The organism is Paenibacillus sp. 01T443, assembly GCF_056398325.1.
Genome location: NZ_JBFTPE010000005.1, coordinates 255,652 through 279,179 on the forward strand (window position 1 = coordinate 255,652; position 23,528 = coordinate 279,179).

20 protein-coding genes and 1 other annotated feature (1 of these 21 running past the window's edge) are annotated in these 23,528 nt (G+C 49.1%); of the genes, 7 read left to right on the forward strand and 13 right to left on the reverse strand.

What is annotated here, in order from left to right:
• The first annotated feature begins 260 nt into the window (after positions 1-260).
• Entirely contained in the window at positions 261-722 is a 462-nt protein-coding gene (locus tag AC1DLI_RS08815; RefSeq protein WP_477601573.1) for a Dps family protein, read from the forward strand.
• Between the two features lie 102 nt (positions 723-824).
• On the opposite strand, the gene AC1DLI_RS08820 is transcribed toward AC1DLI_RS08815, so the two are convergent.
• The 6 genes from AC1DLI_RS08820 to AC1DLI_RS08845 form a co-directional block, all read right to left on the reverse strand.
• Positions 825-3,587, reverse strand: coding sequence for an ABC transporter permease (locus tag AC1DLI_RS08820; RefSeq protein ID WP_477601575.1), 2,763 nt, complete (start codon positions 3,585-3,587; stop codon positions 825-827).
• Positions 3,584-4,267 (reverse strand): ABC transporter ATP-binding protein, encoded by a 684-nt coding sequence (locus AC1DLI_RS08825; RefSeq protein WP_477601577.1) that lies wholly within the window; start codon positions 4,265-4,267, stop codon positions 3,584-3,586. Before AC1DLI_RS08825 ends, AC1DLI_RS08820 begins: the two co-directional genes overlap by 4 nt.
• Before the next feature lie 96 nt (positions 4,268-4,363).
• Positions 4,364-5,680, reverse strand: a complete 1,317-nt coding sequence (locus tag AC1DLI_RS08830; RefSeq protein ID WP_477601579.1) for a sensor histidine kinase — start codon at positions 5,678-5,680, stop codon at positions 4,364-4,366.
• Positions 5,677-6,384, reverse strand: coding sequence for a response regulator transcription factor (locus AC1DLI_RS08835; protein ID WP_477601581.1), 708 nt, complete (start codon positions 6,382-6,384; stop codon positions 5,677-5,679). The genes AC1DLI_RS08830 and AC1DLI_RS08835 overlap by 4 nt, the downstream gene beginning before the upstream one ends.
• Positions 6,385-6,593: 209 nt before the next feature.
• Positions 6,594-7,226 (reverse strand): fumarylacetoacetate hydrolase family protein, encoded by a 633-nt coding sequence (locus tag AC1DLI_RS08840; protein ID WP_477601583.1) that lies wholly within the window; start codon positions 7,224-7,226, stop codon positions 6,594-6,596.
• Between the two features lie 43 nt (positions 7,227-7,269).
• On the reverse strand, positions 7,270-9,204 hold the full coding sequence (locus AC1DLI_RS08845; protein ID WP_477601585.1) for an ABC-F family ATP-binding cassette domain-containing protein: 1,935 nt from the start codon (positions 9,202-9,204) through the stop codon (positions 7,270-7,272).
• A 181-nt stretch (positions 9,205-9,385) separates the two neighbouring features.
• Between AC1DLI_RS08845 and AC1DLI_RS08850 the strand changes: the two genes are divergently transcribed.
• Positions 9,386-9,949, forward strand: coding sequence for a guanylate kinase (locus AC1DLI_RS08850; protein ID WP_477601587.1), 564 nt, complete (start codon positions 9,386-9,388; stop codon positions 9,947-9,949).
• Between the two features lie 183 nt (positions 9,950-10,132).
• Here AC1DLI_RS08850 and fumC read toward each other — a convergent pair whose 3' ends face one another.
• The 5 genes from fumC to AC1DLI_RS08875 all read right to left on the reverse strand — a co-directional run bounded on the left by fumC (position 10,133) and on the right by AC1DLI_RS08875 (position 14,050).
• Positions 10,133-11,518 carry a class II fumarate hydratase gene (fumC, locus tag AC1DLI_RS08855; protein ID WP_477602347.1) on the reverse strand — a complete coding sequence of 462 codons (1,386 nt, stop codon included), beginning with the start codon at positions 11,516-11,518 and terminating at the stop codon, positions 10,133-10,135.
• A 151-nt stretch (positions 11,519-11,669) separates the two neighbouring features.
• Complete coding sequence (locus AC1DLI_RS08860; protein ID WP_477601589.1) at positions 11,670-11,891, reverse strand: hypothetical protein; 222 nt, start codon at positions 11,889-11,891, stop codon at positions 11,670-11,672.
• Between the two features lie 110 nt (positions 11,892-12,001).
• Positions 12,002-12,877 carry a glycoside hydrolase family 43 protein gene (locus AC1DLI_RS08865; protein ID WP_477601591.1) on the reverse strand — a complete coding sequence of 292 codons (876 nt, stop codon included), beginning with the start codon at positions 12,875-12,877 and terminating at the stop codon, positions 12,002-12,004.
• A gap of 94 nt (positions 12,878-12,971) precedes the next feature.
• The gene (locus AC1DLI_RS08870; RefSeq protein WP_477601593.1) at positions 12,972-13,640 is read right to left on the reverse strand and encodes a bifunctional 2-keto-4-hydroxyglutarate aldolase/2-keto-3-deoxy-6-phosphogluconate aldolase; all 669 of its coding nucleotides are present in this window, start codon (positions 13,638-13,640) and stop codon (positions 12,972-12,974) included.
• A gap of 98 nt (positions 13,641-13,738) precedes the next feature.
• A complete protein-coding gene (locus AC1DLI_RS08875) occupies positions 13,739-14,050 on the reverse strand; it encodes a Dabb family protein (protein ID WP_477601595.1) in 312 nt (103 codons plus the stop codon).
• A gap of 196 nt (positions 14,051-14,246) precedes the next feature.
• Between AC1DLI_RS08875 and AC1DLI_RS08880 the strand changes: the two genes are divergently transcribed.
• From AC1DLI_RS08880 to AC1DLI_RS08890, 3 genes are all read left to right on the forward strand, one after another.
• Entirely contained in the window at positions 14,247-15,149 is a 903-nt protein-coding gene (locus AC1DLI_RS08880) for a manganese catalase family protein (RefSeq protein WP_477601597.1), read from the forward strand.
• 190 nt (positions 15,150-15,339) lie between these two features.
• Positions 15,340-16,008 (forward strand): hypothetical protein, encoded by a 669-nt coding sequence (locus AC1DLI_RS08885; protein ID WP_477601599.1) that lies wholly within the window; start codon positions 15,340-15,342, stop codon positions 16,006-16,008.
• A gap of 1,027 nt (positions 16,009-17,035) precedes the next feature.
• Positions 17,036-18,187, forward strand: coding sequence for a winged helix DNA-binding domain-containing protein (locus AC1DLI_RS08890; protein ID WP_477601601.1), 1,152 nt, complete (start codon positions 17,036-17,038; stop codon positions 18,185-18,187).
• 213 nt (positions 18,188-18,400) lie between these two features.
• On the opposite strand, the gene AC1DLI_RS08895 is transcribed toward AC1DLI_RS08890, so the two are convergent.
• Entirely contained in the window at positions 18,401-19,615 is a 1,215-nt protein-coding gene (locus tag AC1DLI_RS08895; protein ID WP_477601603.1) for a DUF418 domain-containing protein, read from the reverse strand.
• A gap of 136 nt (positions 19,616-19,751) precedes the next feature.
• Here AC1DLI_RS08895 and AC1DLI_RS08900 point away from each other — a divergent pair, with 136 nt between their 5' ends.
• On the forward strand, positions 19,752-20,492 hold the full coding sequence (locus tag AC1DLI_RS08900) for a response regulator transcription factor (protein WP_477601605.1): 741 nt from the start codon (positions 19,752-19,754) through the stop codon (positions 20,490-20,492).
• Positions 20,489-22,225, forward strand: a complete 1,737-nt coding sequence (locus tag AC1DLI_RS08905; protein WP_477601607.1) for an ATP-binding protein — start codon at positions 20,489-20,491, stop codon at positions 22,223-22,225. Before AC1DLI_RS08900 ends, AC1DLI_RS08905 begins: the two co-directional genes overlap by 4 nt.
• Positions 22,226-22,273: 48 nt before the next feature.
• On the opposite strand, the gene AC1DLI_RS08910 is transcribed toward AC1DLI_RS08905, so the two are convergent.
• Positions 22,274-23,452 carry an aminotransferase class I/II-fold pyridoxal phosphate-dependent enzyme gene (locus tag AC1DLI_RS08910; protein WP_477601609.1) on the reverse strand — a complete coding sequence of 393 codons (1,179 nt, stop codon included), beginning with the start codon at positions 23,450-23,452 and terminating at the stop codon, positions 22,274-22,276.
• A gap of 55 nt (positions 23,453-23,507) precedes the next feature.
• Positions 23,508-23,528: a binding site (T-box leader), on the reverse strand (it continues 216 nt past the right edge of the window).

Consider the following 23,528-nt stretch of genomic DNA (forward strand, 5'->3'; position numbering starts at 1 on the left):
ATCCCTTAATTCATCCGTACCATACCCATCTGCTGCTTCCCCTCTACTCCATAAACCTTTTTTCCACATCATATGTTCGGCTACCTGTTTCACTTCGTGATAAAGCGTGTATTAATATTGACAGGAAACATGTAATTTGTAATAATTATAAATAAGGAATTGATCTAAATCAAATCCATCGTATTTATCCTTTTATCATTATTTATTTCGTATTCACTTCCTGTTAATAGCACAAACTACCCTCAGAAAGGATGATCAATATGACTACAGCAACAACTGCAAAATCGACAACCGTACAAGAGCACTTGAACCATCAAATCGCCAACTGGAGCTTGCTTTACATCAAACTCCATAACTATCACTGGTATGTGAAAGGCTCTCAGTTTTTCACTTTGCATGTTAAGTTCCAAGAGCTATATGAGGAGGCTGCGCTCCACGTTGATGAGCTGGCAGAGCGTTTGCTCGCCTTGAAGGGCAAGCCTATTGCGACGATGAAGGAGCATATGAAAACCTCCAGCATTGAGGAAGCATCTAATAAAGAGGATGCTACCCAAATGGTCGATCAATTAATCGCGGATTTCACAACAATTATCGGTGAGCTGAAGGAAGGCATGCAGGCAGCCCAGAAGGCTGAGGATGAAACAACAGCTGACATGCTGCTGGCGATCCATACAGCACTTGAGAAGCATGTGTGGATGCTGAGCGCATTTAACAGCAAATAAGCTGTTATCATCGTAAAAAGAGGGTGTCTCAGTGGCGAATACGCTGCTGGGGCACCCTCTTTTGTCCGATTGGCTCTAACTGAGCATGAGCCGCATTCGGTTTTAATCATTGCTCATTCTAAGCGCATCTACCGCTTTCACCCTAAGCGCCGCCCTCGCGGGCGCGATATTAATCATTAAAGAAGCAAAAAGCAAGCCTCCTATAATCGGCAGAAGGATAGCATATGGATAATGAAAAACGAACGGCTCCTCAAAGACGCGTACATCCTTCATGACGTTCTCCGCAAATATACGTACCCCGCTCGCTCCGATCGCCGATCCCACCAGCAAACCAACAGCGCTTATAACAAAGCCCTCGATAAGAAACATCCAATAGATAGACTTGCTCGGTACCCCGATACAGCGAATCATCCCTACCTGCTTGCTTCGTTCCCGCACTGCTCTAAACTGAATAATCGCGAGCCCCATCAATCCGATAAAAGCCGATATCACCGAAAAACCGACGAAACCATACCCAACCTGCTTGTTCATGAGCTGCGCCGATGAGTTTTTCAAGTAAGGAACGGTAAAGGTCAGGACACCTTGAATGGCGAACCTTTCTTCCAGCGACTGCGCGAGCAGCACATCCTTATAATCAAATTTGAACAAAACAAAACCAAGATCATCTTGTCCTGGCCATTTATGTCCAAAAGGACGAAGCTCCTCAGCAACTGCCTTATGCATAAAGGTAGCGCCGTAGAAGTCCATGAGCAGCGGGGCTGTGTCATTTGGCACAAATCCGGCAACAATAAACTCGCGTTTCTCAGCCGGTTCCCATGTGTCCTGACTCGTTCTAAGTTTATTTTCGTAAATGGGGAGCGTAACGGAGTCGCCTGCTTTTATAAGCGTGATATCCCCAATAGTCAAAGGATCCTTCATCATATAAAAATGTGGGAGCATAATATACTTAGGGTCATTTAATACCGCTTCCCACGCAGCTTCATCACTCGAAAAGGCTGGCGACCTGCCTAGCAGACGAACATGGTTATCCCGCAGAAGCTCCTCGGTAACCGGAACAACGGCTTGCGCCATTCCCCGCTCCATCATCGTGAGCATATAGGGCTCAACGTTTAGCGATCCCTTTAGATGCTCCTGAATAAACGGATCCTTTGCGGCCGCTGTCTCAATTTTCACCTTTTCCTGAGCCGTACGGTACGAAGCATAGCCCCCAAAACCAAATAAAGTTTGGTTAGTCCGATCTACATTGCCATTCGCGAGAATCAACTGCATGATACAAACGACAAAGGTGATCGTCATCATAACTAGCGCAAACAAAAGCGCAGCTGTATATGTTCTCCTACTGTGCCGACGCGGATATTTGATCGCCATCATCAACGATAAAGGAGGTATGCCGATCAGACGCAGCAGCTTTTGCAAAGGGATCGCCAGCTTGTCTAGTACTGACAGAACAATAAAAAGCACGAAACAACAAGCTATTAGCCAGGTCGTTGCTATGAGGAGCAAATTTCCGCCATCTAAAGCAGGGGTTTGAACGAAAGCAAAAGTAAAATGAATGCATGAAGCTGCCAGCCCTATCATGAAAATAATAGAGGTTTTCTTTCGTCTGCCGCCTTTGGCCCGTTCTCTCTCCTCCCCTTCTGAAGGTCCGCGCAATGCTGCTGCAATAGAAAATCTGCTTACTTTACGTGCCGTAAAGACGGTAATCATGCTGAGAAAAAAGAGCGTTGCCGCGAAAATGGCTGCCACGCTTCCCAGCGATACATAAGGATGAACCGGCATTGGGCTGCCTGCCATACGTGCCAGTTCAGCTGCATATGCCCCATAAAATAATCGAACAAGGCCGTAGCCGCCTGCAATCCCGATAATCGTCCCAAGCAGCGCACTGGCAAGAGAGAGCAAAATCGCTTCCACTGTAAACATCGCTGCTATGTTTCCTTTAGTAAAGCCAATCGTCCGCAGGATGCCGTACATTTGTTGTCTAGACTCGCCAATCATCACCAGCACCTGGCGCATGAACAGCATACAGGAAACGATCGCAACGATACTGATCATGCCGATAATGAACGAATAATTCATCTGCTTGACCTTAATTTTGAAATCATGCTTTAAGTACTCAATCTTGTAAGGGTAGTCCGGATCGATATACATTCCTTGCAAGTCTACTGATGGATCCGCGGCTCCTGCCAAAATGGCTGCATAACCATCGCCCGCTTGACCGGACAGCTCCCGAACAGCATGCTCCGTGCCAATAACCGTACCGGCGAATGCACCGGATTCCTGATAGCCCGTCAAGCCCCGCTGCTGCACCACGGCATGAATTCGAAATAGCTGATCTCGTTCGGAAGTAGTGACGGATAAGACATCGCCGACATCGACGCCGAGCAATCTGGCCATATCCCGATTGATAATCAGCTCGTCATCAGCGAGGCCTTCTTTCCATAGCTCCGCGTCAGCCGGATCAAACCTCGCCGCATCCTCCATGGGAAACCCCATGAGCAGGATGTTTTTCAATGCTGCTTCCTCACCCGTATTCGCCGCCGTCGTAAATAACGCAGCTTCCGTCTTCACATAGGGCAGCAAGGTAAAGCCATCATTTACCCTGCGGGCATTCTCCAGCAAATGAGTGACTTCTTGCCCTGTAAAATCGCTGCCATCATGCGTTTTCGGTGTCAGCTCCCAATGGATGGGACCGAGATGCGTCTCGATCCATACTTCTCCGCTGCGCTGTATGGATTCATAGTTTACCACGCTGATAGCAATCAGCATGGCTCCGATAGCTCCCGCCATTATCGTGATCAGCGTCTGCTTCCATTGTTTTTTCAAATGCCCAAGCGCCATACGCCAAACAATCCCGGATATAATCAATGCAGACCGCCTCCGTCATGGACGACACGGCCATTCTGCAAGCGAATCGAACGAGAGGCCCGATTCGCAACCTGAGGATCATGAGTGACCATGACGATAGTCGTTCCATGATGACGATTCAGCATTTCCAGCATCCCAATAATTTGTTCAGACGTCTCGGTATCCAGCGCCCCGGTCGGTTCGTCCGCCCAAAGGATTGCCGGCTTTCCTACAATGGCGCGGGCAATGGCTACCCGCTGGTTTTGACCGCCTGATAGAGCACCAGGGTATTGTTTGGCTTTTCCCTCAAGGCCAACCTCTTTGAGAGCTTCAAGCGCTCTCGTTTTGGCCTTATTCGCCGGGACGCCCGAGGCGATCAGCGGAAGAGCCGTATTTTCCCAGGCGTTTAATACCGGCACGAGATGGTACGCTTGAAAGACAAACCCCATTTTCGCAAGCCGCAGCTTCGCTATTTTTCGATCATCCCACTGGTGAATGGGCGCGTCGCCAATCCATATCTCGCCGCTGTCACAGGATTCAATGCCCGCCAAAATATGCAGCAGCGTCGATTTCCCGCCGCCGGATGGGCCCGTGATGGAGACCATTTCACCGCTGTTGATCGTTAATGAAACATCGCGGAGCGCCCTGGCCGCCGCTTCTCCTTTGCCATACGTCTTCGTTAAGCCTTTTACCGTAATCATTGTTCTTTGTTCACCTCTTGTTCCATCGAATGCTTTCACTCTAGCAAATCGATATGCACTCATCATGGAGCAAATATGCAGAACTTGTGCAGATTTCTAGCCTTCAATAACTGGCAGGCATAACGTAAATGCGGCCCCCGCTCCATACTGGCTTGATACGCTTAGCCTTCCGCCATGCGCGAGCGTGAATTGCTTAGCTATCGCCAGCCCCAGACCAAGGCCCGACCCGCGCTTGCTCGCTTTGAGCTGATCACCGCCTCGATAAAAGCGGTCAAACACAAAGGCAAGCTCCTCCGCTTCGATCCCGAGACCATCATCAGCAATCGTCAGCTCAGCCTGTCCGCCCTTTAATCGGAGCTCCATTCGCAGCTCATCGCGCGCATGCTGGAGCCCATTGCCGAGCAGATTGATAATAATTTGGCGAACCCGAGCCTCATCCGCATAAACCCGAATATCCTGATCCATGGCGATGCTCATCTGTATTTCTTTCTCCTCCGTCCCGACAGCCAGTGTCTCGGCAACATCTGCAGTAAGCTTCGATAATGAAAACCAGCTTTTGCTCAGAGGCAGATGACCCGATTCAGCGAGTGACAGCTCCTGCAGATCACGAACATGCTTCGTGAGTCTTAGCGTCTCATCATGAAGAGGTACGATTCGCTCTAGCGGCAGCGGCTTCCCCTCTTGAATGGCATGATCCAGCTGCGCCCGCATAACGGCAATCGGCGTTCGAAGCTCATGGGCGATATCCGCCACCATGGTGCGCCGCACGGTTTCCAGTCGTTTAACCCTTCGCGCCAGCTGATCCACCTGTTCCAACACACGTTTTAGAGAAGCTTCGCGATGATACGCATGCTTCTCGCCCGTTAGATCTGCCCGCTCCGCTATCGCAGCAGCAATGCGCTGCTCCGTTTGCCTTGCTTCTCGCTGCGAGCGGCGAATCGCCCAAGCACCGATAACATAGGCAAGCAACAGGGACACAAGCGGCGGAATAACAATGCGAATAGCGGATGATTTAGGGGTCTTTACCATTGCCTGCGTATAACCGACAATTTTCCCATTCGAGAGAACAGCTATTTTGCGCGCCTGAGGATTGTCCTTTTTATCGACATTCCATCCCGCTATTGCAGATCCTCCATCAAGGACATAGGCTTTGAGCATCAGAGACTTATTGGAAGCAACCATATAACGATCGGATTGAAGTCGTTCTTCAAATCCAGCCCAGCTCCCCGTTTTCTCATAAAATAATTTGGCATACCCGTTCCAAAAAAGCGCCAGCTTCTCTTGCTCTGCCCGATCGGCGCTAAACGACAGCCATAGTGAGCAAGCAAGCGTCAGCAAAGCAGCCCCTGCGCTTACGAGTACTAACGAGCGCTTCTCTCGCCGCGAAAAGCCTGCGTGACTCCCGCTCCTCATTTGAACGCCTCCGTAAAGCGGTAGCCTACACCGTATACCGTTTGAATAAGCTCAAGCCTTTCATCTCCGCTTTCCAGCTTCCGCCGCAAATTGCGAATGTGAGAGTCCAGCGTCCTCTCATAGCCTAGAAAACCGTCACCTAGCGCTTCATCCATTAGATGCGTGCGGGTAAACACCCTTCCCGGATTGGCTGCCAGCTTCCAGAGCAGCAGAAATTCCGTGCGGGTCAAGTCAAGTTTTTGCTCTCCGAGCTCGGCCATGAAGCGCTGACGGTCCAGCATGAGTGGACCCTGATGAATAACGGAAGCCTCCGCAGCAGGCAAAGAAGCCTCCCCCGGCTTGCCTGCTCTGCGCATTACCACTTTTATTCGCGCACTTAGCTCACGAAGCCCAAACGGCTTCGTCAAATAATCATCCGCGCCGAGCTCAAGCGCCAGCACCTTATCAAATTCATCCCCCTTCGCTGTAACCATAATGAAGGGCAGCTGCCACTCTTTTTCATTCCGCTTGCATATCTCTATTCCGCTCACTCCGCCAGGAAGCATCCAATCGACCAGCAGTAAATCCGGACGCACCTGCGGAATAAGACGCTCAGCTTCCATGAGTGAAGAAGCGCCATACACCTCTACCGATTCCTTGCTCAAATAATCAGCGCATTCCTGCAGCAGCTGTTTCTCATCCTCAATCCATACCACTTTCAACATCCACTCACGCTCCCATATGCAAATTGTTACACAAGTGTAAACACTTGTCACTGTAATATGGCAGCAAAAGCTCGTTTAGCGGTGAATATAAGCTTCGTTTAATATTAAAATTCATACTTTCTTATAGATTAAAAAGAAGACAGCTCTTCCAAGTAAGGAAGAACTGTCTTCTTGTAAACATTATTTAGACTTGAAAGCATTTCCCCAATTTATACAAACGTTACGCTGCAGCTGCCCACAGGCTTGCCCGCCCACAGGGCTTGCAGCTGATCGTCTTCATGCAAAGCCGCTACGCCGGCCGGCGTTCCCGTATACAGAATATCGCCTTCGCCCAGCCCATAATTCTCGCCTACATATTGAATCAGCTCAGCAACACCGAACAGCATATCGCTTGCTTTGCCGCGCTGCGCTTCTTCTCCATTGCGCAAAAGCACGAATTCATTCTCCGCCAGCGCAGTCGCACCCGGATATGGCAGCCACTCGCCTAGCGGAGCGGAATTCTTGAAGCCTTTTGCAGCAAGCCACGGCTGGCCCTTTGCCTTCAGCTTAGACTGCACATCGCGAAGAGTTAAGTCGAGGCCCAGCGCCATGCCGTCAATGCATTGCTCTGTATCGATACCCGGCTCGTAAGCCCGGCCGATACGCAGCACGATCTCCAGCTCAAAATGCACCTCGCCCACATTCGCCGGAAGCGAAACGACATTGCCGGCCATCGGGACAATGGCGTGAGACGGCTTCGTGAACACAAGCGGCTCCTCAGGAACCTCGTTGCCCAGCTCCAAAGCGTGGAGCCTATAATTGCGGCCAATACAATAAATATTACGAACCTCGTTATTGCTCATGAACAATGCCGCCTCTCTGTCCTATAAGTTATCATACAGCAGCTTATTTCTGAGCTGCGATCTGCTCGGCCAATTCGTTCAGCTCTGCCCAGCGGTCCATTAGCTTCTCCAACTTCTCTTCCAACTGCTGCTGCTCAGCAGCAAGCTCCTGCAAACGTGAAGAGTCGCTGCTTGCCGCTTCCATGCGTCCTGCGATTTCAGTGATTTCGTTTTCCGCGGCTTCAATCCAGCCGTCGATTTGTTCGAAATCCTTCTGGTCCTTGTAGGACATTTTGAGCGTACGTTCTTTGACTACCGCTTTCGCAGGAGCTTCCGTGCTGCTCGGGACAACAGCCGCAGCCGTTTTCGGAGCGGCAGCTGCAGCCGGCGCAGCTGCGCCGTGCTTCGCGACAAACTCCTGATAATCCGAATAATTGCCGGTATGATGCGTAATCACGCCATCGCCTTCGAAAGCGACTATTTTATCGACCGTACGGTCGAGGAAGTAGCGGTCATGGGAAACCACGAACACGACCCCCGGAAAATCGTCTAAATAATCCTCAAGCACCGTAAGCGTGGAAATATCGAGATCATTCGTCGGCTCATCCAGCAGCAGTACATTCGGCGCATTCATTAACACGCGCAAAAGCTGCAAACGGCGTTTCTCTCCGCCGGACAGCTTGGAAATCGGCGTCCATTGCATCGTCGGTGAGAACAGAAAACGTTCCAGCATTTGGCCCGCCGATATTGTGGTTCCATCTGCCGTTTTCACCTGTTCCGCAGCCTCGCGAATATATTCAATCACGCGCAGCGATTGATCCATTTCTTCGTGCTCCTGCGAGAACCAGCCCAGCTTAACCGTTGCGCCAAGCTCAACCGTGCCCTCATCCGGCGTTAATTGTCCGGTTATCAGCTTCAGCAGCGTCGATTTCCCGCTGCCATTGCGTCCGACGATGCCTACCCGATCCTCGGGAACCGCAATATAGCTGAAATCACGAATCAGCGTCCGGTCACCGAAGCGCTTCGTTACGTCTTCGATTTCAACGATTTTCCTCCCCAGTCTAGTAGAAGCCACTGATACGTCCATCTTCCCGCCCGCTTGCTTCGGCGAATCCGCTTTAAGCGCTTCAAACCGATCAATACGCGCTTTTTGCTTCGTCGATCGCGCCTTTGCGCCTCGTCTAATCCATGCAAGCTCGTTACGCAGCAGATTCTGACGCTTCGATTCCGTTGAAGCTTCCCGTTCTTCACGGTCCAGCTTCAGCTCCAGAAAGCGGCTGTAGTTCGCTTGATAGAAATGGGCTTGCCCTTTATCCAGCTCGATCACTCTATTGCTGACACGATCAAGGAAATAACGGTCATGCGTAATCATGAGCAGCGCGCCTCTGCGCTTTTGCAGCATGCCTTCCAGCCAGGCGACGGAGTCATTATCAATATGGTTCGTAGGCTCATCGAGAATAAGCACATCGGATGGAAGCAAGAGCGCAGCCGCCATAGCGACACGCTTGCGCTGACCGCCCGATAAGGTCTCTACCTTCGCCTCGAAATCATAAATGCCCAGCTTGGATAATGCCATCTTCGCGTCGCTCTCCAGCTGCCACGCATCAAACTCATCCATGAGCTGGTTGGCTTTGATGAGCTGCTCCTGAAGCGCAGCATCGCTAGGCTTCAGCTCAATGGCTTCCATTGCCGCGGCATAGGCCTGTACTGCTCTGAGCTGCGGGGAGTCTCCGCCCAGCACATGCTCGAGCGTTGTTTCATTTGGTGCAAAAACCGGATCCTGCGACAGCATTCTGACTGTTACCCGGTTACCGATGGATATCGTGCCCGAATCTGCTGGCTCGAGGCCCGCAATCACCTTAAGGAAGGTCGACTTCCCGGTCCCGTTCACGCCAATGATGCCGACTTTATCGCCATCCTCTACGCCGAACGTGACATTTTCGAACAATAGCTTCTCGCCATAGCTCTTCGTTATATGTTCTACAGACAATAAATGCATGAGGCAAACCTACTTTTTTGAAATAGTATAGCTGCAAAAGCAGCCACTCGTATCATACCACAAAAAGGCTTTATCTTCACTTTACGCAAGCCTTGGCAGCCCCATCTCCCCTTGCAAAATACTAATCAATATTCCCACGGTTAATGTCGATATAATTAGTAAGAGGAAGGAGTGATCCCGAATGGGTAAGCCCTATTTATTTCTATTTACCGGCACAAGCGGTTCCGGCCGCAAGACCTCGGCGCATAAAGCCTTGAAAGGCTCCGGTATCCTGCATATCCCCTCCTGCACCGACCGGCCGCCGCGTGATAGAGAACATCCTGATATGGATTACCGATATGTCAGCAAGGAGCAATTCGATCAATTGGCAGCGGACGGCTTCTTCACCGAACTGGTCAAAATCGATCAGCACCGCTATGGAATCGGCCGACGTTATCTCGATTTGGCGCTTCAAGCCGGCAACAGCGTCTATCTTATTCTCAACCGTGAGGGCGCGGATACGATTCGCAAGCTGTACGGTGAGCGCGCCATCCGGATTTTCCTCTACGTGGATAAGAAAACGGTGTACGAGCGGCTGGAAAGCAAAGGCACGAGCTATGAGATTATTGACAGCTACCTCAGCCATTATTCCGAAGAAGTCACATACCGCAAATCCTGCGAGCATATTATCGAGAACCTGTCGCTGGAGCGGACTGCTCAGCAAATCCGAGTCATTATAGACAGCTATCTAAAACCAAGCGAATAGAAACCTTGTTTATTTAGGCAAGAGCAAGCGGCTTTCGCCGTCCTCTGTGGCAAATGGCAAAAGCAGACGTATAACGGAGATATATAAGCACATTTATAATGTGTAAACGTTTAAACTCTTATATATAAAAAAAGGGCCTGCATTTCGTCTTCAAAAGACGGTGCAGGCCCTTTCAGCTATAAATTAACGTTTGCCGATCATGTTCTCAGGTCGTACAAATTCGTCGAATTGCTCGGAAGTAAGCAAGCCGCTTGCAATTGCTGACTCTTTTAAAGTAAGACCTTTTTTATGGGCGTTTTTCGCGATTGCAGCCGCATTCTCGTAGCCGATGTGCGGGTTAAGCGCCGTAACGAGCATCAGCGACTGATCGAGATTGCGCTTGATTGCCGCCTCGTTCGGCTCAATGCCAACCGCGCAATTATCGTTGAACGATACCATGCCGTCAGCAAGAAGCGCTACCGATTGCAGGAAGTTATAGATGATAACAGGCTTGAATACGTTAAGTTCGAAGTTACCTTGGCTTGCCGCCATCGAAATCGCCGTATCGTTACCGATAACTTGGCAAACCGCCATCGTCAACGCTTCGCTTTGGGTCGGATTCACTTTACCTGGCATAATCGAGCTGCCCGGCTCGTTCTCAGGAATCGAAATTTCGCCGATTCCGCAGCGAGGCCCACTTGCGAGCCATCTCACATCATTCGCGATTTTCATCAAATCCGCTGCCAGCGCTTTAACTGCGCCATGCGTGTACACGATTTGATCATGGCTTGTCAGCGAGTGGAATTTGTTCTCAGCCGTCACGAAGGTTTTGCCCGTAAGCGCCGTTACTTCCTCTGCTACCACGACTGCAAAGTCAGGATGTGCGTTAAGGCCCGTACCCACCGCTGTACCGCCGAGCGCTAGATCACGCATAGTTTCCACGCTTTGAACAAGCATGGCACGCGTTCTGTCCAGCATCGAGTACCAGCCGCTAATTTCTTGACCGAGCGTGATTGGCGTAGCATCTTGCAGATGCGTACGGCCGATTTTCACTAGATCGTTAAACTTCTCCGCTTTCGCGCGGAGTGTACCGTTAAGCAGGTCAAGCGATGGAAGCAAACGATCCTCCAGCGCGATAACGCCAGCGATGTGCATCGCTGCAGGGAAGGTATCGTTCGAGCTTTGCGAGCGGTTTACATCATCATTCGGGTGAATGCGCACATCGCTTCCGCGTTCAGCAAGCAAACCGTTCGCACGGTTAGCGATGACCTCGTTTACGTTCATGTTCGTTTGCGTGCCGCTGCCTGTTTGCCAAACGACTAGCGGAAAATGGTCATCCCATTTGCCTGCAACGATTTCATCTACGGCCTCGCCGATAATGGCTGATTTTGCCGCATCCAGTACACCAAGCTTCTCGTTGGCTTGCGCTGCTGCTTTTTTGATATAAGCCATAGCATATACGACTTCGATCGGCATGCGCTCGCCGCTGATTTTAAAGTTTTGCAGGCTTCTTTGCGTTTGAGCGCCCCACAGCTTGTCTGCAGGAACTTGAATTTCACCCATTGTGTCCTTCTCAATCCGATAATCCATTAATTGAACGACTCCTTTAATCAATTGGTTTGTCTCTAATGACCCTGTTTCTGTTATAACGCTATTCCCGCTCAGAATCAAGCAATGCTGCGTAATCTGCTTCAACAAGCAGTGGAAATTCCAGAGCGAAGCACGAACCATCCCCGCTTGATCAGGCGTAGGATTCCTCGTTATCAACAACCAATCCTTCATCCAAAATCATATTTTCACGGTTGTACGACCTCAGAACCGTTGTCGTTAACCTGTCATTTATAGCAATGCAAAACGTATTTGCCGAAATCATCGCGCTGGCCGTGCTCATGACCTGCGTGGCCGAATCGTAAATGTTGCGTGAGACGATTGTTAGCATGTCCTCAATCATTGTAGATCTCATACTATCCATCCCATCGTGTATATATATGACTAATAAGCCAAGACTTCAGGCATCTATAAAGCATATACCTCTGAGATGGAGATGTCTAAACTTTTTCATGTAAGTTTCACTCAGGATTTTCTTTGCAGCGTTCCATTTGTTTCAATAACTTCAATAAAGACAGCCCGTTCCTCCGGCTGATTGTTTGGCGTATGCATAGCCAGCATTAGTCTTCCCTCCAAGGATCGGAACAGCATGCCGTGTCCGCCGTCCTCAGGAAACAGCGTTTCTTCATCCTGCTTCCAAGGTCCTTCTACCTTACCGCTCTCCGAACGTGCGATCCCAATCGCATAACCGTTCTTCGATCCGCTTGACCACAGCATGAGCAGTTCACCCGCCTGATTTCTGAACAGGAACGGTCCATCCGTTACATAGACATCCTTGTCATCCCCGCCAGCTACCGCCCAAGGCGCTTCCGAAGCAGCGAACAGCGTGATCGGCTCTCCTGCTGCTTCGCTCAGATCCGAAGTGAGCGGAATGGCGCACATTTTCCCATCCCTCACCTGCACCCACTCATGGCAAAATACCATCCAAGGCGTACCATCCTCGTCAATATGCAGCGTTCCGTCCAGGCATTCCCATTCGGCCGGCGTAACCGGCTTTTTGCCGAGCGGCTCAAAGGGGCCTACAGGGCTTTCGGCTATCAACACTTGCGTTGCCCGGCGCTTGTCGTCCGACTTAAAGGAGGCAAACATATAATAGCTGTCTTTATAAAAATACACCTCAGGCGCCCAGAAATGATGATCCGCCCAAAATCCGGGCTCCGGTCTGAATGCCGGGAAAGGGCCCTCCCACTGCTCCAGATCCGTGCTGCGATACGTATTAAAGCCCGTTCCCGGACCAGACCACACCGTCTCGTCTGTCGTACCGTAAAGGTAATAACAGCCCGCCTGCTCATCAACAAAAATATATGGGTCCCGAATGCGAATATCTTCACGTTTTATCAATAGCTCATGTCTCCTCCAGTGAATTGATGTTTTTGCGCACGCACTTGAAAAAAATACCCTGACAGAGGTTTAGCTTCTCTATCAGGGTATTAGGCTACAGCCCTTTCGCTTCGCGATAAGCTGTGATATAAGCAGCCGCCTTCTTCTCGACGAGTGAGAAATCGCCGGTTTTCACAGCATCCTTCGTCAGATCGGAGCCAATACCGACCGCAACTGCGCCGGCCTTGATCCAGTCCTTCAAATTGTCGAGCGATACGCCGCCTGTCGGCATAACGTTCGCCTGGGGCAGCGGTCCTTTTATAGAAGGAATCACGCTCGGAGAGTAAAGGTTGCCCGGGAATAGCTTCACGATATCAACACCAAGCTCCAATGCGGTTTGAATTTCGTGAATCGTCATCGTGCCTGGCAAAATCGGAATCGCATAGCGGTTACAAAGCTTGATTGTATCCGGGTTAAGAGCTGGAGATACGACATATTCAGCACCAGCCAAAATAGCCGCGCGCGCCGTTTCCGGATCAAGCACGGTCCCTACGCCGATAATAGCAAAGTTATCCGCATCTGGTGACACGGAGCTAGAATATTCCTTCGATAATTGCTCAATCGCGCGAAGCGCGAAAGGTACCGTCATCGTAATCTCGATGGCTTTGATTCCGCCCTTGATCGCGCGGCGCGACATTTCCACAACTTCCTCTGGCGAGTCTGCGCGCAGCACAGCTACAACGCCGGCATCCGTCAGCTGCTGCAGCACTCTAAGCTTTTTCATCCGTTTGTCCCTCTTCCCATTATGTTCGTATTTGTTCGAAAATGTGCTATCTCTAACGCTCATTATATGATGTTTTAAACAATTCTTCAATCATTGTCCTACTTCGCGTAATCGATCTCTAAAAACTTTTCGACTTCGGTTACCCAGCGTTCATTCACAAATTGCACATGGAGCGGATGCTCGTTGTACGCATCATAATCAGCCTGATTCGCAAATTCCATTGAAAAGCCGTGACGGAAGTCATTTTTACCGCTTACCTGCTTATAAACTTGAAAGTTCGTTACCGTCGGGATCGAAGTTAAAATCCGCTCGCCGTCCTCCAAAAACTGACGCTCCGCCTCCGAGCCCTGCTCATGCTTTAAGTTGAAAATAACCGAATGCAAGATCCACTCTTTTGTATGCGCTGACATCTAGATCGCTCCCTTTGTTTAATGAAATGAAATGATTCCTTTAAAAGTAACATAAACAAGCTGTTTAGTGGAACGTTTTCATTCAATAATCGCTTTACAGCAATCGGCTGTGCCCCCATCCCGCTGTTTAGCAAATACAGAATAAGTTTAACTACATGGGGTAAGACTAGGTAAATCTTAGGAGGTTAATAAACGAATGTTTACACGTATGGATGAGATTATGATCGAGATCCCGAATGTTGAAAAACCGGACCCGAACGCTGCGGCTGCCATACAAGAGCTGCTTGGCGGTAAGTTTGGAGAGATGTCGACGTTAAACAATTACCTGTATCAATCTTTTAACTTCCGTTCAAAAGATAAACTTAAGCCATTCTATGACTTGGTGATGAGCATCACAGCGGAAGAGCTTGGCCATGTCGAGCTTGTATCGCATGCTATCAATAAATGCTTGAGAGGCTCAACTGACTATAAAGAGCCGGACAAAACGCCGCTTGGCTCCATTCAAGACGCACGCTTGTCCTATCACTTCCTTTCCGGCGCGCAAGGCGCTATGCCATTTGACTCCATGGGAAATCCATGGACAGGCGCCAATGTGTTTAACAGCGGAAATCTGGTTGAGGATTTGCTGCATAACTTCTTCCTCGAATGCGGGGCTAGAACGCATAAAATGAAGGTATACGAAATGACGGACCATCCCGCTGCGCGCGCAGTCGTAGGTTTCCTCCTCGTTCGGGGCGGCGTTCACGTCGTTGCATATGCCAAGGCGCTGGAAATTGCAACAGGCGTTAATGTAACGAAATTAGTGCCGATTCCTTCCTTGAGCAACAAATCATTTAACGAGGCTAGGAAATACGAAGAAAAAGGCGTGCATACGAAGCTTTACACTTGGAGCGATACTGACTTTTCCACGATCGATCAGATTTGGAAAGGAACGCATCCCGAGGATGATCTCCCACTTGAGGTTATTCAAGGTTCGCCTAAAGGTTTCCCAATTCCTGAAGCCCCTTCCGTAGAAGAGGAATTCGCGCCTGGAATCTCCGCAGAGGAATTTAAAGCGATCGCCAAACGGCTTAAGCAGGAAGGTAATATTAAAGAGTAACGGTAAAGATACGTTGGAAAAGAGAGATATGATCTGCTAGCTGGGCTAGTAGGACAGCTTCATCTATCTTTATTAGATATGCTTGGTCCTTAACCATATGAATGATATACTTGCAGCAGACGAAGAACGTCCTAAAGCCATTCTGTTGGCATTGGGGCGTTTTCTTATTTTCAGAAGGAGGCCTGTTGCAATGAGTGACTTTGAGCAATCCTATTGTGATTTTTTAGAGCAGCATGAGCGGAAAAGATCCGGGGAACGCAAAGGAAGGTTGGTAAGAGGACATGGTTATGCGGAGAAGCTGCTGCTCCAAAACGTATGGTGGCCGCTTTTCGGTAATTTCCATAACCTGCATCCCGAATACGAGATTTATGATTGGAACCGCAAGTCGCAATTTCTCGATTTTGCTTTTCTTCCTGAGTTTGGTCAGTTTGGGCTGGAATGCGACGGTTTTCAGAGCCACATTAAAGATATGGACAGAGAAAAGCACAGCTATGCCGTGAATCGTGATAACTTTTTAACCGCAATGGGCTGGAAGATGTTCCATTTCACGTTTGATGATGTACAGAAGCGCCCTGAAATATGCCGCATGCTGCTTCAAATGTCCCTTGCTCCTCATCTAATACGCAGCAGCTCCAGCACACCAATCAACCTGAAAGAGCGAGAAGTCCTTAACTTAGCTTGGTCATTAGGCCGCAAAATACGCCCCAAGGATGTCCAGAATCATCTAAATTTGAATTTTCGCACAGCTCGAATTAGACTACATTCGCTAGTCGAGAAAAAACTGCTCCGTCCCATAGTTAACGGCAGAGACATACGTTTCTACGAACTCGCCGAAGGCGCCTTAGAATCTTTGTTGTAGATCCAGCAAAGACCCGTTTAGGCTAAAACGCTATTAGATTTTTGTTTGACCCATTTTTAGTCCTTTGTTTGGCCCTTATTTGGCCCTTATTTGGCCCTTATTTGGCACTTGTTCGACCCTTGTTTAGTCCGTTGTTCGTTCCTGTGTTTACCTGGTGCTACGTAGCATTTAGTACACTCTAATCGTCTGTTAAGTAACCACGCTCTTTCTACACTGCAGTTTCTGCAGCAGAATCCGACCATTGAGACTCTTTAGTCTCTTAACAGGCTGATTCTGCTGTACTTTCTGCAGCGTAACCCATCCTGCGCTCCGCATATGCGTTTTCTGTTGTACAAAGTGCAATGTACGCAGTGATTGGTTAGTTGTTACCGATATTCAGCACTACCAGCACTATCAACACTATCAACACTATCAGCACTATCAGCACTACCAGCACTACCAGCACTACCAGCACTACCAGCACTACCAGCACTACCAGCACTATCAGCACTACCAGCACTATCAATACTATCAATACTAGTAACACTAGCAACACATTCCTAACACTAACCTGTGCTACGTTGCAGTTTGTACACTCTAATCGTCTGTTAAGTAACCACGCTCTTGCTACACTGCAGTTTCTGCAGCAGAATCCGACCTTTGAGGCTCTTTAGTCCCTTAACAGGCTGTTTCTGCTGTACTTTCTGCAGCGTAGCCACTCGTTCGCTCCGCATTTGCGTTTTCTGTTGTACAAAGTGCAGTGTACGCAGCGATTGGTTAGTTGTTACCGATATTCAGTAGTATGAACATTACTAGCAGTATGAGCATTACCAGCAGTATGAGCATTACCAGCAGTATAAGAGCATTACCAATAGTATGAGCATTACTAATAGGAGCAAGGCGTTAGCACACTCCATTACGAAGCCAACCGCAGCGAGTAAAAAAAAATAATTCTTCGACACTAACCCTGCCATAATGCTGTCAGGGTTGATGAAATATAATTAAGCTCATAATGAGGAATAAGGAAGTTATGAGGAGGTTTTGGAGAATGCGTATGGAGACATCTCAGCACACCGGTGCTGCTTCGGCAGCCATTCTTAGCAAACGGCAACTAAATCGCGCATTGCTGGAGCGGCAAATGCTGCTGCAGCGCTCACGCGTTTCCGTACTTGAGGCTATTGAACAGCTCGTTGCGATTCAAGCGCAGGCTCCTAATCCGCCATACTTCGCATTATGGTCACGACTTGAAGGCTTCCACCACGAGCAGCTCTCTAACTTATTGATTGAGCGGAAGGTCGTGCGTATTGCACTTATGCGTTCTACAATCCATATGGTTAGCGCGCGAGATTGCTTGGTAATGCGCCCCTTGCTAGCAGAGGTTTCGGAAAAGGGGCTACGAAGCGCTTACGGCAAAAAGCTGGTGGAATTAGATCTGGACGCTATTATCGCAGCTGGCCGCGCATTAGTCGAAGAGCATCCACGCACCTTCAACGAGCTAGGCAAGGTGCTCGGAGAGCAATGGCCCGATGCGGAGCAAGCTGCTCTTAGCGCGATCATTCGGACCCATATCCCGCTAGTCCAAGTGCCGCCGCGCGGAATATGGGGTTCAAGCGGTCAAGCCGCGCATACTTCTGCTGAAGCTTGGCTTAGCGAGCCTCTTGCCGCGGCTCCTTCTTTAGATAAGCTGCTACTCCGCTACCTCGCGGCCTTTGGCCCAGCCACCATCAAGGATATGCAGGTATGGTCGGGTCTAAGCAAGCTGCGCGATACGGTAGAAAACCTTCGCCCTAAGCTGCGTACCTTCTCCGACGAGAACGGCAATGAATTATTCGATCTGCCTAATGCATCCTTGCCGCCAGCAGACACGATAGCTCCGCCGAGGTTCCTGTCTGAATTTGACAATATGCTGCTCTCTTACGCTGACCGAAGCCGCATCATGGATGAGAAGCATAAACCGCAAATATTCACGATAAACGGCATTATTCGGTCAACGTTTCTTGTAGACGGATTTGTGCGAGGCACTTGGAAAATAGAACAAACGAGCAAATCAGCTGCTTTGCTTATTCAGCCATTCGAGCCGCTGAGCGCGGCTGATCGAGAAGCGTTGGCACAGGAAGGAGCAAGGCTGCTCGCATTCGCAGCTCACTCCGCCAGCACGCAGGACATTCACTTCATGGAATCGCAGCCAGTCAATAAGTAAACACTGCTGCTAACACGTTCTGTTAACACGCCCTAGACTCATCAAAAAAAGAAGCAGACTATACGGTCTGCTCCTTCCTGTTTGTTTGCTGCTCATATCATTTATCTCCAGCTGTATTAAAATAACACTGTCGAGACCTGCTGCACTTCATTTTTCCTATTGTGAATAGGATGTACTTCTCCCGTTCATTGCTTATATCCTTTTATCCAGTTCCTATAATCTAACATCCACTACTGGATGATCTGCTATTTTCCGTGTCGACCGAGGTTTGCCGTTAACAGACCAATACGTCCACATCCGCAGCAGTCGCTCAAGCGGTCCATTTTTGAACCTGAACAATAGAAAGCTGGACACGACAGCCTGAACAGCATAAATGAAAAGTGCCAGCAGCATGCCATTTAACACGCCAATTTCTCCGAACCAGCTGAGACCGTAGCCGTAAAACAAAGTCGTACAAATGACCGTTTGCATCAAATAGTTGGTCATGGACATCCGCCCAACCGCTTCAAACGCCGATATAACTACCGAGCTTTTTGCTGCATACGATAAAACGAGCGCCAGTCCGAAAATATATCCGAGAGCCAGCATGCTCGTCCCAATATGCAATGCCACACCGCTCCAATCCCAATCCTTCTGCAGCACGCCCAAGCTCTTTAACAATAGGCCAAGCGGCAGCATGATGGCCGTTGCTAAGGCGTACCTTTGCCTCTCTCGTTTCGGGTTATGGAACCACTGCACTTTTGCAGCCGCTATTCCAAACAGAAACATGGGCAGCATTATCAGCGGCATAAAGATCATTAAAGCCACCATGCCGGCCACGGGTAGATCTAGTGGATCTTCATTTAAGCGAAACTCCATAATCTCCTCATGTGTCCCTTCTCCGTATATAGTGATAGACTGCATCACATACTCCTGCATGCGCTCTTGCTCTTTTGGCGTACCTTCACCTATCCCATAGTTGATTCCTGCTAACAACAAAGTTAAAGCGATGCCCCATATGATAAGCGTCTTTGGCTTCCTTTTCACAAATAACAACAAACAAAAGCCCGTAACTCCGTAAGCGAGCAAAATATCCCCCTCCCAAATCAAGAGGCTGTGCATAAGGCCAAGCGCGATCAGCATGATAAAACGCCTTACCAAAGACCCACCCGGTTTTATCCCCTTCGACATCAAACCTTCTCGCAGCTTATACAGGCTGTATCCGAACAAGAACATAAAAATTGGCATGAAGCTGCCCTCGACTACTATTAACAGCGACTGATGCATGAATTCATCCAGCTTGGAAGGGCTAAAATACTGCATTTCATCTTTCCCGTATATCCCATATTGGAAAATGAGCATATTCGAAAGCAATATGCCGAGCAAGCAGAAGCCTCTAATTACATCTATAATGCGAATTCGGCTTCTCGTTTCTAATTGATTAATCATCCCCATCACCTCTCCCATAATGATAATGACTCTTGTTGAACGGCAAGCAAACAGAATCATAACAGCAGCTTAATTTTTCCGATTTCGTTCAACTGCTGTTAAGGTTTGTGTGATAGCATGAAAACGGGTGATAACTATGAATAAAATTTTAATCGTTGATGATGAGCCTTCTATCGTTAAAATGCTGCAGCTGGTGCTGCAGAAAGAAGGCTTTCAGCACATCTATACAGCGGGTACCTGCCAAGAGGCTCTTGATACAATTTCCCGTTTCGGAGCCGATATTGTCCTGCTTGATGTGATGCTGCCGGACGGCAGCGGATTCGAGGTTTGCCCCAAAATAAGAAAGCTGGGCAATCCGCATATATTATTTTTAACAGCAAAGGCATCTGACCTGGATATTCTGACGGGGTTCGCGATGGGAGCGGATGACTACATAACAAAGCCCTTTAACCCGCTGGAAATTGCAGCACGCATAAAAGCGCGATTGCGCCGCTTCGATGAAATGGGCAGCCTTAAAGGTGATACGACTGCTTCACCTTTAACAATAACCGCTGCCGCACGTAAAATATTTAGCTTTGGCCGTTTTCAACTGGATGAAGCAGCCGGCGAGCTATTAGTCGATAGCATGCCAGTGTCCTGTCCTGCGCAGGTCTTTCAGCTGCTGTTATATTTCTGCAAAAATCCCGGTATCGTCTTCTCCAAAGGCCAGCTCTACGAAGCTGTATGGGGCATTGACGGAATTGGCGATGATAATACGGTTATGGTACATATCCGTCGAATACGCGAAAGAATTGAATACGATCCCAGCATGCCGACCCATTTGCTCACCGTTCGAGGATTAGGCTATAAACTAGCTAAGGAACCCCTACACATATGAAGGTTCAGCGCAGATTAGCATTTCATTTTATATACCAGCTTATTGTATATTCAGTCCTAATCATCGTCACAATGGTCGTCCTTTTGCTTGCTCTCATTAACAAAATTACGAATGAGGATCTAAAGCGTTCCTTTCCTGCCGGGGCACTTGAAAAGATCGTCACGGAAACGTACTACGAGAAGGAAGAAATTAGGCTGACAGCGCATTGGAAGAAGCTTATCGAGGAGCGTGGTATTTGGCTTCAGGTTGCTGACGCTAAGGGCAATGTTATTTATGCTGCCAATACACCAGCCGACCAGCCCAATACCTATTCCATCACCCAGCTTTTAGCAATTCAACAATCTGGTAAATATGGGCCCTACATTGTCGCTAACCAGCTCGATCAAACCTACGACACGCCGCTGCTGTTTCTTCTCGGTTACAAAAGTCCACAACAGGAACAGCTTGCAGCGTGGTACGAAAACTATCAGGATAATGGTCTCGTAAACGCGGCTTTTCAAACTAAACTTCTCTCACAGCTGCGGGAAACGGACAGCTACCTGCTTGTTGTCGATCAGGCAGGCAAGAACGTACAGACATTTGGCGAACAGGCTTCTGCTGTCAAGGATTATGAGCCTTTGGAGATTTTGGCTATGCAGCAGAGGCCTGGCGATTACGATACAAATATTGCTGTATATCAGCCGCCAACAAGTCAAATGACATGGATTATGTACACCCCGAATAAACCAGGAACATTTACCAAACAGCCTGTATTCAAAGAGATCATTCGTAGCTTTATTTGGGTAGGCGGCACGATTCTCCTGCTGTCTCTCGCCATCTCGATATGGCACGGCTATCGCTACGGTCAACCTCTCATCCTATTTGCCGGTTGGTTTGAACGCATGGGCAGCGGGCTTCAAGGGGACGTATTTACGACTAAAGACCGCAGAAAAATATTTCGCCGTAACGGTAAAATCCGCGTTCGCTATCGTCTTTACCGAGAGGTTATCGGAGCCTTCCATCAAATGGCCGAGCGACTTTCGGAAACGGAAAAGGATCGGCTTCAGCTAGAGAAGACAAGAGAAGAGTGGATGACCGGGATATCGCATGATCTGCGTACGCCACTTTCCACGATTCAAGGGTACGGGTACATTTTGGAAAACTCGCCTGCAGACTGGAGCCCTGAGGAGCTTCAGGATATGGGCAATATGATTCGCGAAAAAAGCGACTATATGCTGGAGCTAATTTCTGATTTCTCGCTCATCTTTCAATTAAAACAAGGTGCCGTGCTTATAGATCGGACGAAAATTGAGCTTGGCGAGCTCGTTAGAAGATCCGTATTAAAGTATGTTAATGATGCTACTCTCACGGATGTCTCCTTCCATTATGAGGAGGATGAGCTTCTGGTTGCCATATTCGGAAATGACAAATGGCTGCAGCGGCTTATGGATAACCTGCTATCCAATGCAGTAAAGCATAATCCTCCCGGTATCACTGTTACAGTAGTAAGCGGCATGCTGAACGATGAAGCTTATATTCGCGTCTCTGACAACGGAACAGGTATGAATGAGGAGACCATTCAAAAGCTGTTTGAGAGGTACTACCGCGGGACAAATACGGAAGAATCAAGCGACGGCACTGGCCTTGGCATGAGCATAGCCAAAATGATCGTAGAGGCGCATAACGGCAGAATTGAAGTATGCTCTGCTCTTGGTGAGGGCACATCGATTGTTATTTATTTTCCAAGTGGCTAATTTCAATAATAGGGAGGAAGCATGCGCTTGCTCCCTTTTCTTGTCGCCTTACATACCTGAAGCACGCAAACAGCGATCCATACGATCCAGCGCTTCGGTTAGTCTCGCTACCGAGGAGGCATAGGAGCAGCGAAGAAAACCTTCTCCACCCCGTCCAAACACATGCCCGGGAACCGTCGCCACCCCTGCTTCAAACAGCAGCTTCTGCGCAAAAGCATCGGAATCAAGTCCCGTATGCGCAATCGACGGAAAAGCATAAAACGCCCCTCGCGGCTCATGGCAAGGCAGGCCGATATCCCGTAAACCCTTGACGAACATCCGCCTGCGCTGCGCGTAAGCATCGATCATCATATCCTTTTCCTCCAAGCCATTCCGAAGCGATTCAATCGCCGCAATTTGACCGAGTATAGGTGCGCACATGACCGTATACTGATGAATTTTCAGCATAGCGGCGATGAGCTCCTGATGTCCGCAAGCATAGCCGATCCGCCAGCCTGTCATCGCAAAAGCTTTTGAGAAGCCGCTGATAAGCAGCGTTCTTTCCTTCATGCCCGGCAGCGAAGCAAAGCTAACATGCTTCTCATCATAGGTGAGCTCTGCATAAATCTCATCCGATATGACGATCAGGTTGTTCTTCTCCACCAATTTAGCGATCGGAAGCCAGTCTTCATACTTCATGATTCCGCCCGTCGGATTGTTAGGGTAGTTAATAATAAGCACCTTCGAGCGCGGAGTGAGCGCAGCCGTCAACGCCTCTGCCGTAAGTTTGAAATGATCCTTCGCAAACGTCTCCACCTCGATGACCTTCCCGCCATTCAACTGCGCGATCGGGGAATATGCGATATAGCTCGGAACGGGAACTAAGATTTCATCGCCTTGCCCGATCAATGCCCGCAGCGCAAGATCAATGGCCTCGCTGCCTCCGACGGTAACGAGAATCTCGCTTGCTGGCTCATATTGCACTTGAAAGCTATTGTGCAAATAGCTCCCGATCTCTTCCCTCAGCTCAAGCAGTCCGGCATTTGGCGTATAGGAGGTTTTCCCGAGCTCCAGCGCTCTCACGCAAGCCGCCCTCACATGCTCCGGCGTAACGAAATCAGGCTCCCCTACGCCGAGCGAGATAATATCCTTATTCCCCTCTGCCAAGCTGAAAAACTTACGAATGCCCGAAGGCGGAATTTGCTGTACCAGCGGCGAGATCTGCTCGCTCATCGACCATGTTTTCATGTCTGTTCCTCCTAAATTTAGGTTGCTGTGAAAACAAAAAAGAGACCCATCCCTATAAAGGGACGAGTCTCTACCC

Coding starts and splice junctions, on each gene's coding strand:
- AC1DLI_RS08815 (WP_477601573.1), top strand. CDS start 261: ATGACTACAGCAACAACTGCAAAATCGACAACCGTACAAGAGCACTTG.
- AC1DLI_RS08825 (WP_477601577.1), bottom strand. CDS start 4,267: ATGATTACGGTAAAAGGCTTAACGAAGACGTATGGCAAAGGAGAAGCG.
- AC1DLI_RS08830 (WP_477601579.1), bottom strand. CDS start 5,680: ATGAGGAGCGGGAGTCACGCAGGCTTTTCGCGGCGAGAGAAGCGCTCG.
- AC1DLI_RS08835 (WP_477601581.1), bottom strand. CDS start 6,384: ATGTTGAAAGTGGTATGGATTGAGGATGAGAAACAGCTGCTGCAGGAA.
- AC1DLI_RS08840 (WP_477601583.1), bottom strand. CDS start 7,226: ATGAGCAATAACGAGGTTCGTAATATTTATTGTATTGGCCGCAATTAT.
- AC1DLI_RS08845 (WP_477601585.1), bottom strand. CDS start 9,204: ATGCATTTATTGTCTGTAGAACATATAACGAAGAGCTATGGCGAGAAG.
- AC1DLI_RS08850 (WP_477601587.1), top strand. CDS start 9,386: ATGGGTAAGCCCTATTTATTTCTATTTACCGGCACAAGCGGTTCCGGC.
- fumC (WP_477602347.1), bottom strand. CDS start 11,518: ATGGATTATCGGATTGAGAAGGACACAATGGGTGAAATTCAAGTTCCT.
- AC1DLI_RS08860 (WP_477601589.1), bottom strand. CDS start 11,891: ATGAGATCTACAATGATTGAGGACATGCTAACAATCGTCTCACGCAAC.
- AC1DLI_RS08870 (WP_477601593.1), bottom strand. CDS start 13,640: ATGAAAAAGCTTAGAGTGCTGCAGCAGCTGACGGATGCCGGCGTTGTA.
- AC1DLI_RS08875 (WP_477601595.1), bottom strand. CDS start 14,050: ATGTCAGCGCATACAAAAGAGTGGATCTTGCATTCGGTTATTTTCAAC.
- AC1DLI_RS08880 (WP_477601597.1), top strand. CDS start 14,247: ATGTTTACACGTATGGATGAGATTATGATCGAGATCCCGAATGTTGAA.
- AC1DLI_RS08885 (WP_477601599.1), top strand. CDS start 15,340: ATGAGTGACTTTGAGCAATCCTATTGTGATTTTTTAGAGCAGCATGAG.
- AC1DLI_RS08890 (WP_477601601.1), top strand. CDS start 17,036: ATGCGTATGGAGACATCTCAGCACACCGGTGCTGCTTCGGCAGCCATT.
- AC1DLI_RS08895 (WP_477601603.1), bottom strand. CDS start 19,615: ATGATTAATCAATTAGAAACGAGAAGCCGAATTCGCATTATAGATGTA.
- AC1DLI_RS08900 (WP_477601605.1), top strand. CDS start 19,752: ATGAATAAAATTTTAATCGTTGATGATGAGCCTTCTATCGTTAAAATG.
- AC1DLI_RS08905 (WP_477601607.1), top strand. CDS start 20,489: ATGAAGGTTCAGCGCAGATTAGCATTTCATTTTATATACCAGCTTATT.
- AC1DLI_RS08910 (WP_477601609.1), bottom strand. CDS start 23,452: ATGAAAACATGGTCGATGAGCGAGCAGATCTCGCCGCTGGTACAGCAA.